12 protein-coding genes are annotated in these 12,061 nt (G+C 44.3%); 4 read left to right on the plus strand and 8 right to left on the minus strand.

Annotated elements, in window-relative coordinates; translation table 11 throughout:
• Window positions 1-99 precede the first annotated feature (99 nt).
• From truB to PO830_RS08995, 5 genes are read right to left on the minus strand one after another with little or no spacing between them, the layout of a single operon-like run.
• Window positions 100-789: a tRNA pseudouridine(55) synthase TruB gene (gene truB, locus PO830_RS08975; RefSeq protein WP_272853210.1), complete on the minus strand. Its 690-nt coding sequence runs from the start codon at window positions 787-789 to the stop codon at window positions 100-102.
• Complete coding sequence (locus PO830_RS08980) at window positions 786-1,580, minus strand: undecaprenyl-diphosphate phosphatase (RefSeq protein WP_272853211.1); 795 nt, start codon at window positions 1,578-1,580, stop codon at window positions 786-788. Before PO830_RS08980 ends, truB begins: the two co-directional genes overlap by 4 nt.
• A gap of 3 nt (window positions 1,581-1,583) precedes the next feature.
• The gene (locus PO830_RS08985) at window positions 1,584-1,844 is read right to left on the minus strand and encodes a DUF3098 domain-containing protein (RefSeq protein WP_272853212.1); all 261 of its coding nucleotides are present in this window, start codon (window positions 1,842-1,844) and stop codon (window positions 1,584-1,586) included.
• Between the two features lie 6 nt (window positions 1,845-1,850).
• Window positions 1,851-2,195, minus strand: coding sequence for a hypothetical protein (locus PO830_RS08990; RefSeq protein ID WP_272853213.1), 345 nt, complete (start codon window positions 2,193-2,195; stop codon window positions 1,851-1,853).
• A 14-nt stretch (window positions 2,196-2,209) separates the two neighbouring features.
• Window positions 2,210-3,088: a cell division protein FtsX gene (locus PO830_RS08995; RefSeq protein ID WP_272853214.1), complete on the minus strand. Its 879-nt coding sequence runs from the start codon at window positions 3,086-3,088 to the stop codon at window positions 2,210-2,212.
• Between the two features lie 198 nt (window positions 3,089-3,286).
• Between PO830_RS08995 and leuS the strand changes: the two genes are divergently transcribed.
• A complete protein-coding gene (gene leuS / locus PO830_RS09000; RefSeq protein ID WP_272853215.1) occupies window positions 3,287-6,106 on the plus strand; it encodes a leucine--tRNA ligase in 2,820 nt (939 codons plus the stop codon).
• A gap of 90 nt (window positions 6,107-6,196) precedes the next feature.
• The gene (locus PO830_RS09005; RefSeq protein WP_272853216.1) at window positions 6,197-6,886 is read left to right on the plus strand and encodes a zinc metallopeptidase; all 690 of its coding nucleotides are present in this window, start codon (window positions 6,197-6,199) and stop codon (window positions 6,884-6,886) included.
• A 49-nt stretch (window positions 6,887-6,935) separates the two neighbouring features.
• On the opposite strand, the gene PO830_RS09010 is transcribed toward PO830_RS09005, so the two are convergent.
• Entirely contained in the window at window positions 6,936-8,306 is a 1,371-nt protein-coding gene (locus tag PO830_RS09010) for a saccharopine dehydrogenase family protein (RefSeq protein ID WP_272853217.1), read from the minus strand.
• A gap of 60 nt (window positions 8,307-8,366) precedes the next feature.
• Here PO830_RS09010 and PO830_RS09015 point away from each other — a divergent pair, with 60 nt between their 5' ends.
• Both PO830_RS09015 and pckA read left to right on the plus strand, forming a co-directional pair.
• Entirely contained in the window at window positions 8,367-8,777 is a 411-nt protein-coding gene (locus tag PO830_RS09015; RefSeq protein ID WP_272853218.1) for a DUF423 domain-containing protein, read from the plus strand.
• A gap of 55 nt (window positions 8,778-8,832) precedes the next feature.
• Window positions 8,833-10,443 (plus strand): phosphoenolpyruvate carboxykinase (ATP), encoded by a 1,611-nt coding sequence (pckA, locus tag PO830_RS09020; protein ID WP_272853219.1) that lies wholly within the window; start codon window positions 8,833-8,835, stop codon window positions 10,441-10,443.
• 71 nt (window positions 10,444-10,514) lie between these two features.
• Here pckA and PO830_RS09025 read toward each other — a convergent pair whose 3' ends face one another.
• Both PO830_RS09025 and PO830_RS09030 read right to left on the minus strand, forming a co-directional pair.
• A complete protein-coding gene (locus PO830_RS09025) occupies window positions 10,515-11,261 on the minus strand; it encodes a uroporphyrinogen-III synthase (RefSeq protein WP_272853220.1) in 747 nt (248 codons plus the stop codon).
• A gap of 30 nt (window positions 11,262-11,291) precedes the next feature.
• A complete protein-coding gene (locus PO830_RS09030) occupies window positions 11,292-11,945 on the minus strand; it encodes a DUF4271 domain-containing protein (RefSeq protein ID WP_272853221.1) in 654 nt (217 codons plus the stop codon).
• Window positions 11,946-12,061 lie beyond the last annotated feature (116 nt).

Consider the following 12,061-nt stretch of genomic DNA (forward strand, 5'->3'; position numbering starts at 1 on the left):
TTTTCAATTTCGGGGCAAAGCTACACACTAAAGTTTATTTAGAACAAATAAAAATAAGAAAATTTAGAAATTTAACGGTTTGGTAAAAACGAAATCGTTTTAGTGGAAAAGAAGGGCTTCAACGGCAGCAATAGACTGGGCATTTTCTACAGAGAAATCTCCAATTTTGGTTCTGCGAAGCGACGAAAGATACGCGCCATTATTGAGCGCTCGGCCAAAATCATGCGCCAAGGATCGTATGTAAGTGCCTTTGCTGCATACGATTCTCACCTCGATAGAAGGGAGCGAAATATCGAGGATTTCAAATTCTAAAATTTGCACTTCCCGGGTAGGGATCGCTACCTCTTGTCCTTTTCGTGCATATTCGTACAAGCGTTTTCCGTCTTTTTTTACGGCGGAAAAAATAGGTGGTTGTTGCTCAATGGTTCCTACAAATTTGGGAACCGTATTGTGAATTTTTTCTTTGGTTATTTCTGAAATATCAAAGGTTTGATCTATGTCGGTTTCCAGATCATAACTCGGAGTAGTAGCCCCTAGCTGGAAGGTCGCTACATACTCCTTTTCTTGCGCTTGAAACGTTTCGATCTTCTTGGTGAATTTTCCGGCACATAGAATGAGGAGTCCGCTGGCCAGTGGATCTAGCGTTCCGGCGTGGCCTACTTTAATTTTTTTTATTCCGAAGCGCTTTTTAATCAACCACCGTACCTTATTGACCACCTGAAAGGAGGTCCATTCCAGCGGCTTGTCGATTAATAGTACTTGTCCGTTTTTAAAGTCTTCCAGCGTCATGCGGCAAAGCTAACGATAATGGCCAAGATACCCACGATCAAACAATACACAGAGAAATAACGGAGTTTACTTCGTTTTACCAAACGGATCATCCAGGTACAAGCAACAAGCCCCGCCAGAAAGGCAGCGATAAATCCGGCACCTAGAAAAGTGTAGTTTGCTTGCAGCGGATCGAGCTCCCCGCTGAGAAGGTCTTTGGCAATTTTTCCGAAGATCAAAGGAACCACCATCAAGAACGAGAAACGTGCCGCTTTGCCTTTGTCATTTCCTAAGAGTACCGAGGTAGAAATGGTCGCGCCACTTCGGGAGATTCCCGGTAACATGGCAACGGCCTGCGAAATTCCGATAATAAAAGCATCGCGATACCGAACGGGTTTTCCGGTATTTTTAGCCCTATCGGCCAACCAAAGAAGAATGGCAGTCACGATGAGCATAGCGCCCACAAAGGCGATATCCCCTCCAAAAAAGGCTTCCAGCTGTTCTTCAAATAACACACCAATAAGTGCCGCCGGAAGCATCGAAATGATGATTTTTAAGGAGAAGCGGGTTTCTTCGTTCCATTTGAATTGAAGAAGCCCTCGAATAATTTCCCAGACGTCCTTTCGGAAAACCACGAGCGTACTCAGCGCGGTTGCAAAGTGTAGAATAACGGTGAATAGCAAACTTTCTTCAGGCACCGATTGATCGCCAAGGATCGCTTTTCCCAGTTCTAAGTGGCCGCTGGAAGAAACCGGTAAAAATTCGGTGAGGCCTTGAATGATCCCAAGCAGGATCGCTTCCCAGATCTCCATGGATTAGTCGTTCTTGTTCGGGTTGAGGAGGATAGCATACACTTCAACACCAAAGCCTACTAAGATTAGGGCAGGGGCCAGCCGAATACGCCGCCAACTGTAGATCTCCGGATTAAAGACGTTGGGATCGTCACTGCCGCCTCCGGCCATGAGCACAAAGCCAAGAACGATAAAGGCAATGCCAATAAGCATAAAGAGATAATTCTTTCGCTCAAATAGAAATTCTTGTTTTTTAGCTTCTTCTCTTCGTTTCTTTTCGCCCATGTCTTTTTAAAATTCTGAATACACAACGGCTTCATTTACCGTGATTTGTGCGATATGATCGCTCGTGCCCAAGAGGGTTTTCGCAAGGTGCAAGGTAACGGTTTTGTTCAAAATATCCTCGTTCAATTGTGCTAATGTGAGTCCGTTTTCGAGTCCGCGATTGATGTAGTAGGAAGCTCCCTCCGAATCCGTGAGTGTTATGTCGTTTGAAGTTCCTTCAGAAATTGCCTGAACATTGACTGTTGTAACTTCGCAATGTTCTGGTTTTGAATCTGAAATGATACAACTATTCAGCAAAAACAATCCCGAAAGGCATATCACAATGGCCGTAGTTAAAATACTTTTTTTCATAGGTTGTATAATTATTAGTAGTACAATTCGTCGGTGCGCAAGTTCAAGAAACGTTGTGTCGCAAAAAAGGTGCTAAGCCATACGATAAAAATTCCGATAAGAAACACCCCTAAAAACAAGGCTCCTAATAATATCGTGTCTTCCAATAATTGTAACTCTGGAAAACTCTGATGTAGCGAATACAAGACGGCGCCCATTCCTATCAAGGCCAATAGGGCCCCAATGATTCCAAGCTTTACGCTATTCCAAATAAATGGTCTGCGAATAAAACTTTTAGTGGCGCCTACCATTTGCATGGTTTTAATAGTAAAGCGTTTGGCATATACTGAGAGTCGGATGGAACTATTGATTAGCAACACGGCGATAAACAAGAAAATGCTACTAATGACCAGCACCCAGAGGCTTACTTTACGAACGTTTTCGGTAAGCAAGGCGATCAATGGCTTGTCGTATACCACCTCATCTACAAAATTACGCGTCATGATCTCTCCGCTAATTTCCTCTAGTTTTTCGGGCGACACATAGTCTGCTAACAGGTAAACATCGATACTATTCTGCAATGGATTATACCCCAAGAAGTCCATAAAATTTTCTCCAATGGCTTCGGAATGTTCTTCGGCGGCGGTTTCTTTGCTTATAAATTCAGCCGATTTGGTGTATTCTGCCATCGCCAGGCTTTGCTCCAATTGATTAATTTCTACTTCCTTTGCCGTGTCTTTTAAATAGACCGTTAGCGCGATCTTCTCTTTAAAATGGTCGGCTACTTTCTTGGTGTTCAATACCAAGAGTCCCAACAGGCCTAATAAGAATAGCACCAAGGCAATACTGATGACTACCGAGAAGTAGGAAGAAATAAGTCGTCGTTTTTGATATTTTTCAAAAGAGGTCGCCATAGTTGGTGCTTAGTTTGCGTAAAAATACGAGAAATTTAGGCTTCCTAGTCTCAACGCAAAACTTTTGTATTTCTTGTTTTGCCACGCTTGCAATTTTGAATGATTTCCCGCGTCATTCACATTTTGGATTGTTTTTGGTAATGTGGCTGGGCATTTCCATCATTAGCCGTAAATTTGCCGTTCCATATTTGAAGCAACATGAGCAACTATTCTTTCAACGAGATTGAAGACAAATGGCAAGCGTATTGGGCCAAAAACGGCACCTTTCACGCAGACAATCACAGCGAGAAGCCAAAATATTACGTACTTGATATGTTTCCGTACCCTTCGGGGGCGGGACTGCATGTGGGGCATCCGTTGGGGTATATTGCCAGCGACATATATGCGCGCTACAAACGGCATAAAGGGTTTAATGTGTTGCACCCGCAGGGGTATGATTCATTCGGACTCCCCGCCGAGCAGTACGCCATTCAAACGGGGCAGCACCCAAGAAAAACCACGGAAGTCAACATTAAACGCTACCGCGAACAGTTGGATAAAATTGGATTTTCTTTTGATTGGAGCCGGGAAGTACGTACTTCCGATCCACAATACTACAAATGGACGCAATGGATCTTTATGCAATTGTTCGATAGCTGGTACGATAAAACCCAAAATAAGGCCCGCGCCATTTCTGAATTGGTAGCCTTATTCGCTTCGGAAGGAAATCAAAAAGTCTCTGCGGCTTGTGATGACGATGTGAAGTCCTTCGATGCTACTACCTGGAAAGGATTTTCTTCCGAAGAGCAACAACAAATTCTATTAAAATATAGGCTTACTTATTTAGCGGAAACAGAGGTAAATTGGTGTCCGCAGCTAGGAACCGTCTTAGCGAACGACGAGATTGTAAATGGCGTTTCCGAGCGTGGCGGCTATCCCGTGGTACGCAAAAAAATGAAACAATGGAGTATGCGTATTACTGCCTATGCGCAGCGCTTGCTCGACGGACTCGCTACCATCGACTGGCCACAGCCGCTCAAAGATTCGCAGACCAACTGGATAGGTAGGAGTGAAGGCGCGAGCGTTACCTTTCTAGTGGATGGGCATGACGCATCTATTGATGTATTTACCACGCGTCCTGACACCATTTTTGGCGTGAGTTTCATGACCTTAGCACCAGAGCACGATCTGGTAGCTCAAATAACCACCGACGAACAACGTGACGCTGTAGCAACCTATATTGAAGCCACGTCAAAGCGCAGCGAACGCGAACGCATGGCCGATGTAAAGTCGATTTCAGGTGTGTTTACCGGTGCGTATGCGCTGCATCCGTTCTCTGGTAAAAAGATCCCAATCTGGATTGGCGATTACGTCTTAGCTGGCTACGGAACCGGTGCCGTGATGGCGGTTCCTTGTGGCGATCAGCGTGATTATGATTTTGCGAAGCACTTTGAGCTCGAGATCCCTAATATTTTTGAAGGAATTGATATTTCGGAAGAGGCGTATGCCGAAAAAGATGCCACACCGCTTGCAAATAGCGACTTCTTAAACGGACTTCCTTATGCGGAAGCCATGCCAAAAGTGATCGAAGCCTTGGAGCGCAAAGGCGCTGGTGAAGGAAAAATTAATTACCGTTTGCGGGATGCCGTGTTCAGTCGGCAACGCTATTGGGGCGAACCCTTCCCGGTCTATTATAAAAATGGCTTGCCCCAATTGATCGATTGGGAATGCTTACCATTGACGTTGCCCGATGTTGAAAAATACCTGCCTACGGAAACCGGAGAACCGCCTTTAGGGCGCGCCGATGTTTGGGCATGGAATACCGAAACTCAAGAAGTGGTTTCCAATGAGCTGGTCGATGAGAAGACGGTGTTTCCGTTGGAATTGAACACCATGCCGGGTTGGGCGGGAAGTAGTTGTTATATGTTCCGGTATATGGATCCCGGAAATGACGAAGCCTTGGCTTCACCTGTGGCAATGGATTATTGGGAGAATGTGGATTTATATGTGGGCGGAAGTGAACACGCTACTGGGCACTTATTGTATAGCCGATTCTGGGTAAAGTTCTTGTACGATCGCGGTGTGCTTCCGGTTAACGAACCGTTTAAGAAATTGATCAACCAGGGAATGATTCTAGGGGAGAGTGCCTTTGTTCATCGCGTAGAAGGTGAAAATATCTTAGTTTCCGCAGGAAAAGTAAACGATCAAAAAACGCAGCCTATCCACTCAGATGTATCTTTTGTCAATAATTCTAATGAATTAGATATCCAAGCCTTTAGGCAATGGCGTCCCGAATATGAAAATGCAGAGTTCATTACAGAATCGGACGGTACTTTCAAAGTATCTCGAGAAGTCGAAAAAATGTCGAAGTCGAAATTCAACGTCGTCAACCCCGACGATATATGTGAGCAATACGGTGCCGATACGCTTCGGATGTACGAAATGTTCCTCGGGCCGTTAGAGCAAGCTAAACCCTGGAACACAGCTGGGATCACGGGGGTACATTCCTTTTTGAAAAAACTTTGGCGCTTATATCACGACGATAGTGGTTTCCGCGTAAGCGATGAAAATCCGAGTAAAGAAAGCTACAAAACCCTGCACAAAACGATCAAGAAAGTGGAGGAAGACATTGAGGCCTTCAGTTTTAATACATCGGTTTCTACGTTTATGATCGCGGTCAACGAACTTACTGCTCAAAAATGTGACACTCGGGAGATCCTTGAACCATTGGTGGTGTTGATCTCGCCATACGCTCCACACATCGCTGAAGAACTATGGGAGCGGTTGGGGCACACCGGTAGTATTTCAACAGTTCCCTTTCCTGAGTTTAATGAAGGATATCTCATTGAAAGCACCAAGGAGTATCCTATTTCGTTCAACGGAAAGATGCGTTTTAAGCTAGAACTATCTTTAGATCTTTCTAAAGATGCGGTTGAGGAAGCCGTCCTGGCACATGAAAAGACGCAGCAGTATTTAGAAGGACGCACCCCGAAAAAGGTGATCGTAGTACCCGGAAAGATTGTGAATATAGTAGGCTAGCAACACCCACACATTCTTTTTGTCAGTTGCGAAGAAAAGGTGCGATTTTTGCTGTAGGTTCGTTATATTTATTACTAAATTAAGAAACAGATGACAGGCTATTATATCCTTGCAGGAATTATATTTTTAGTAAGCTGGTTGGTAAGCAATCAGTTGAAGCGAAAATTCAAGAAATATTCAAAAGTCCATTTACAAAATGGCATGAGCGGTAAAGAGATCGCCGAACGAATGCTCGCCGATCACGGCATCAACGATGTCGAAGTGATTTCGGTGCAAGGCCGACTTACAGATCACTACAACCCCGCGAATAAGACGGTAAATTTAAGTGAACCTGTGTACATGCAACGCAACGCGGCTGCGGCGGCAGTGGCGGCTCATGAATGTGGGCACGCGGTACAACACGCTACGGCCTATAGCTGGTTGACCATGCGGTCTGCCATCGTACCGGCGGTAAGTGTGGCTAGTAAGCTTTCCAATTTTGTGATCATGGCCGGATTGGTATTAGCGTTTTCCGGCATGGCCTTCGGAAACTGGATCTTTTTGATCGGGATCGGACTTTTTGCCTTGACGACCGTCTTTTCGTTTATCACGCTTCCGGTAGAATACGACGCGAGTAAACGTGCCTTAGCCTGGTTGCAGACTAATAATATCGTTACTCCTGAAGAATATAAAGGCTCTAAAGACGCCTTAAAATGGGCGGCCCGTACCTATGTGGTAGCGGCCTTAGGGTCGTTAGCGACCTTGCTTTACTTTATCAGTTTGTTTTTAGGAAGACGCTAAAAAGAGCTATCAAACAACAAAAACCCGTTCTGAAAGGAACGGGTTTTTTTTAGCCAATAACATTATCTGGGTTGTAACCCAAGTATTCTGTAAAGTGTTCTTGAAATTCGATCCCGTGCTCTTTCAGTTCTTGTAAGATAGGTTCGTACACCTCTTTTTTAATAGGAAGTTGCACACCGGGGGTCGTAATTTCCTCATTCAAGATCTTGATGGCGGCAATGGCAACGGGAAGTCCCACTGTTTTTGCCATGGCAGTATGTCGCTGGTTGGCGCCAATAAGCACCATATTACTATCTATTTGTTTTTTCTCGCCTTTGAGCTCGTACCCAAATTTGTGGTACATCACGATCATGTCTTTTTCGTTCTCTTGCAGCGTCCATTTATCTTCCAAAATGCGCTGTAGCGCTTGTGCCGGGGTAGCATTTTCAATGCCCAGTACCTTCTTCGGATTAAAAAGATCGAGCTCCACTAATTTTCCCCACATCAGATCGTCCTGATCGATTTTTAAGGAGTGGCGCAGTTTCAGTTCTACCGAATCGGTAGGGGAATAAGGAAGGAACAAATTGACAAACTCTCGATAGCTGAGATTTTCTGAATCTGGAATGGTATAACTATCGTCGGTCATTCCCAATTGAACAAACATATTCCATGCTTTGCTAAAGCCAACCCGACGCATGGTGCCGCGGTATAAGGTCAATACATCTTCCAACCCATATACACTTCTATATTTTAATGAGTTTCGGTTGGCGTAGGCTTCAAATCGACCGTGTCCTTCTACTTCTAAAAATTCGGTTCTTCGGAACAATCGATGGTAGGGGATGTATTTATAGGTGCCTTCCTGAATAAACTCTGCGGCTCCCCCTTGACCTGCTAAGACCACATTCCGTGGATTCCAGGTGAATTTATAATGCCAAAGATTATCATCACTTTCGGGAGCCACCAGACCGCCTGTAAAGGATTCAAACAACAACATTTTTCCCCCGGCATCGCGTATGCGATCAATTACCTGCATCGCGCTCATATGATCGATACCCGGGTCGAGACCAATTTCATTCATAAAAACCAAGCCCTTCGCCTTCACCTTTGGATCCAGTAAATGCATTTCTTTGCTAACATACGAGGCCGTCACTAAATGCTTTCCAAATTCGAGGCAATCTTTGGCCGCCTCCATATGATATCGAGCCGGCAGCATCGAAATAACTAAGTCACTATTCTCAATCGCTTCACGACGCTGGGTCTCGTTGAAAACATCTAGAGGCATTGCCCTCGCGTTGGGATGTTCTCCTATGAGGGTTTGTGCATGTTGTACCGAAAGATCTCCGATGGTGATAAAGAGATCTTCTGCATCACTTTTATCGAGTAGATACTGAACAAGACTAGAGGCAGAGCGCCCGGCTCCTATGATTAAAATATGTCGCATCAATTGCTTTTTCGTAAATTTGAACCTAGAACGAAAGTACAAATTTTGCAAGCAAACCACATGACGAAACAAGATAAAAATACCCTTGTCATAGGGGCGTTTTTGATGGCGCTCAGTATAGGATTCGGCGCGTTTGGCGCCCATGGATTAAAGAACTTGGTTTCGGCCGCTTCCCTGGAAACGTTTGAGATTGGCGTACGGTATCAAATGGTGCATTCTTTGGCGATAGTGATCATGGGGTTGGCTCGAGTTATTCCGCCGTCCGTTAAAAAATGGACGGTTCGATGTTTTGTGGTAGGGATGCTCTTTTTTTCCGGATCCTTGTACCTGTTAACCTTTCAAACCGTATGGAATGCAGACCTTTCTGCGCTGGGACCGGTGACCCCTGTTGGTGGACTCCTTCTTATCACGGGATGGGCGTATTTAGGAATTCGGTTATTAACAATGAATCGGGATAATTCTCCCGGATAAGGACTTTTTCTCTTCTAGATTTTTTATTTTTGTAGCCCACAACAATCTTAAAGTAATGGTCGACAAAAACCAAACTACGAAAACGATTTCGTTAGAACCTTACGGAATCGAGAATGCCACGATTTTTTACCAACTCTCTTCTGAAGAATTACACCAAGAAACGCTCACAAAAGGCCAAGGAACCGAGGCTAGCAGTGGTGCTCTGGCAGTAAATACAGGAGAATTTACAGGAAGATCCCCACAAGACCGCTTTATCGTGAAGGATGAAGTGACCAAAGATAGAGTGTGGTGGGGAAACATTAATATTCCGTTTGATGCAGCCCACTTCGATGCGCTGTATGCCAAGGTAACCGGATACCTTTCAGAAAAGGAAGTATACGTTCGAGATTCGTATGCCTGTGCCGATGATAAGTACCGTTTGAATATTCGTGTGATTAATGAATATCCATGGAGTAACATGTTTGCGCACAATATGTTTTTGCGTCCGACGGAAGAGGAGCTTGCTCATTTCGATCCGGAATGGACCATTATCAATGCGCCTGGATTTAAAGCAAATCCTGAGGTGGATGGAACGCGTCAACATAATTTTGCCATTCTTAATTTTAAGAAGAAAGTAGCTTTAATTGGCGGTACCGGATATACAGGAGAAATAAAAAAAGGAATTTTTTCAGCCCTAAACTTTATCCTCCCAGTATTTAAGGACACACTCCCCATGCACTGCTCAGCCAACGTGGGCGACGATGGAGAGACGGCGATCTTTTTCGGACTCTCAGGAACGGGTAAAACAACCCTTTCGGCAGATCCAAATAGAAAATTGATAGGAGACGATGAGCATGGCTGGACTCGTGAAAACACGGTCTTTAATTTTGAAGGAGGTTGCTACGCTAAAGTGATCAATCTTTCCGAAGAAAACGAACCCGATATCTATCACGCTATTAAGCCCGGGGCGATTCTTGAAAACGTCATTATGGATGCCGAAGGTACGGTTGATTTTAGTGATACCTCGATCACGCAGAATACGCGGGTAAGTTACCCAATCTATCATATTGATAATATTCAGGTGCCCTCTATCGGATCGAATCCAAAGAATATATTCTTTTTAACAGCAGATGCTTTTGGCGTGTTGCCTCCTATTTCCCGACTCACCCCGGGACAGGCCGCTTATCACTTTATCAGTGGGTATACGGCAAAGGTTGCAGGTACCGAAGCGGGTATCGATGAACCTGTTCCAAGTTTTTCCGCATGTTTTGGAGCACCATTCATGCCGCTGCACCCCACGCATTATGCCGAAATGTTGAGCGAAAAGATGAAAGCGTCAGGCGTCAATGTTTGGCTTGTAAATACGGGTTGGACTGGCGGCCCTTACGGAACTGGTTCACGAATGAAGTTAAAGTTTACGCGGGCGATGATTTCTGCTGCGTTGGATGGAAAGCTGGACGCAGTGCGATACGCAACACACCCGGTGTTTGGATTGAGTGTGCCTCAGGAATGTCCCGATGTTCCTTCGGACGTGCTAAACCCAAGAGAAACCTGGAAAGATAAAACGGCCTACGACAGCAAAGCAAGACAGTTGGCCTTATCATTTCAGAAGAACTTTACACAGTTTGAGAGCTATGCCAACGATGAGATCATGGCAGGGGCACCACAAATAACGCTAGAAGATTAACAGCGCGTTCCCCGAATAAAATAAAAAAAGCCGATGCTCAAACATCGGCTTTTTAGTTGGCAATAGGTGCCTTATTTTTTATTCACCTCTTTGATGTACTTCTCGAGTGCCATCGTCATTGAGGGGGTTTCGGGTGTTGGTGCTTTAATATCTACTCGAAGTCCGTTGTCGGTCGCCGCTTTGATGGTGGTGTTTCCGAAAACGGCGATACGCGTATCATTTTGTTCAAAGTCGGGGAAGTTGGTCAAGAGCGACTGAATTCCACTCGGACTAAAAAATACGAGGATATCGTAATAAACATTTCGAAGATCTGATAGATCACTTACCACGGTCTTGTAAAAAGTGGCCTGTTTCCAGGTAACCTTTAGTTCGTCCAGAATCTCAGGCACCATAGGTTTCAATTTATCTGAAGAAGGTAGTAAGAAGGTTTCGTTCTTATATTTCTTGATAAGAGGAGAAAGCTCCTGAAACGTACGTTTCCCTACATAAATCTTTCTTTTACGGTACACCACGTATTTCTGAAGGTAGTAGGCTACCGCTTCGCTTTGGCAGAAATACTTCATGGTATCCGGCACTTTAAAGCGCATTTCTTCTGCAATACGAAAGAAATGGTCAACGGCATTTCGGCTCGTTAAAATAATAGCCGTGTATTTGGACAAATCGACTTTTTGGGTGCGTACGTCCTTTCCTGAAACTCCTTCCACATGGATGAACGGTCGAAAATCGATCTTCACTTTCTGCCGCTCAATAAGATCGAAATAGGGAGAGTTTTCAATCTTCGGTTCCGGTTGTGACACCAAAATAGTCTTCACTTTCATATACAGCAGTTTTATTTGTTTTTTTGAAACTTATATCGCTACGTGATAGAGTATCACATAAGGTGAAATTTCAAGTGCGCAAAGATACAAAATAAAATAGAAGAAATTTTTAAAAATGAAATTTCTCTTATTCTTGTAGCTGGAAAACAAGCTGATACAATTTATGAGCAAGACAAGGCCGCCAAGTACGATGATGGCTCCTTTGGAAGGTTCGTACCGGTAAACGAACAAGATATTGGCGAGCAACAATAACAGGGCGATCATGTTTCGGTAACTCAATTTTTGGTAGAGGTATTCGTTCACCTGCTTTTCGATGGAAAAGATGACCCCGATAATCTTTTCAATACAGTATTTTGCAGCGATGAAAACCGTATACAAGCCGGTAATTTGTAGGAGCAAGGTGGGGCCCTGCAGGGCGCCTTCCACCTGATAGACCCGCAGCGCAAAAAAGATAAAGAGCGATACAGAAAATACCTGCATTCCCAGCAGCATAAGGTTGAAGGGATGAAGTATCGCATCGTTCTTTCCCTGAATCAAAAAATACTTATTGGTAATGGGCAGTAGAACGAACTCCTGAAAACGTCTCGGATATCGATATTTAACGATCGCCAACAGCAATAGTATCCCGACCAGGATAAGGGTGATATAATCAAACGATTCCCACGTTCGAAGCTGATATTCCATCGTGTTGGTTTGCGTTATGGTAGGTCAAAAATACCACGAAAAAAATGAGTCTCTTACCAATTTCTTCACAAATCGTTCGTTAAAAAAAGGGTACATTTGTTCAAAATTATGGTATT

Source organism: Altibacter sp. HG106 (assembly GCF_028561755.1).
In the GTDB taxonomy this organism is placed as follows: domain Bacteria; phylum Bacteroidota; class Bacteroidia; order Flavobacteriales; family Flavobacteriaceae; genus DFVG01.

What these genes read in the sequence shown, in the direction of transcription:
- truB (WP_272853210.1), bottom strand. Translation starts at nt 789, where the DNA reads ATGACGCTGGAAGACTTTAAAAACGGACAAGTACTATTAATCGACAAG.
- PO830_RS09015 (WP_272853218.1), top strand. Translation starts at nt 8,367, where the DNA reads ATGACGAAACAAGATAAAAATACCCTTGTCATAGGGGCGTTTTTGATG.
- PO830_RS09010 (WP_272853217.1), bottom strand. Translation starts at nt 8,306, where the DNA reads ATGCGACATATTTTAATCATAGGAGCCGGGCGCTCTGCCTCTAGTCTT.
- leuS (WP_272853215.1), top strand. Translation starts at nt 3,287, where the DNA reads ATGAGCAACTATTCTTTCAACGAGATTGAAGACAAATGGCAAGCGTAT.
- PO830_RS09005 (WP_272853216.1), top strand. Translation starts at nt 6,197, where the DNA reads ATGACAGGCTATTATATCCTTGCAGGAATTATATTTTTAGTAAGCTGG.
- PO830_RS09030 (WP_272853221.1), bottom strand. Translation starts at nt 11,945, where the DNA reads ATGGAATATCAGCTTCGAACGTGGGAATCGTTTGATTATATCACCCTT.
- PO830_RS08995 (WP_272853214.1), bottom strand. Translation starts at nt 3,088, where the DNA reads ATGGCGACCTCTTTTGAAAAATATCAAAAACGACGACTTATTTCTTCC.
- PO830_RS09025 (WP_272853220.1), bottom strand. Translation starts at nt 11,261, where the DNA reads ATGAAAGTGAAGACTATTTTGGTGTCACAACCGGAACCGAAGATTGAA.
- PO830_RS08980 (WP_272853211.1), bottom strand. Translation starts at nt 1,580, where the DNA reads ATGGAGATCTGGGAAGCGATCCTGCTTGGGATCATTCAAGGCCTCACC.
- pckA (WP_272853219.1), top strand. Translation starts at nt 8,833, where the DNA reads ATGGTCGACAAAAACCAAACTACGAAAACGATTTCGTTAGAACCTTAC.
- PO830_RS08985 (WP_272853212.1), bottom strand. Translation starts at nt 1,844, where the DNA reads ATGGGCGAAAAGAAACGAAGAGAAGAAGCTAAAAAACAAGAATTTCTA.
- PO830_RS08990 (WP_272853213.1), bottom strand. Translation starts at nt 2,195, where the DNA reads ATGAAAAAAAGTATTTTAACTACGGCCATTGTGATATGCCTTTCGGGA.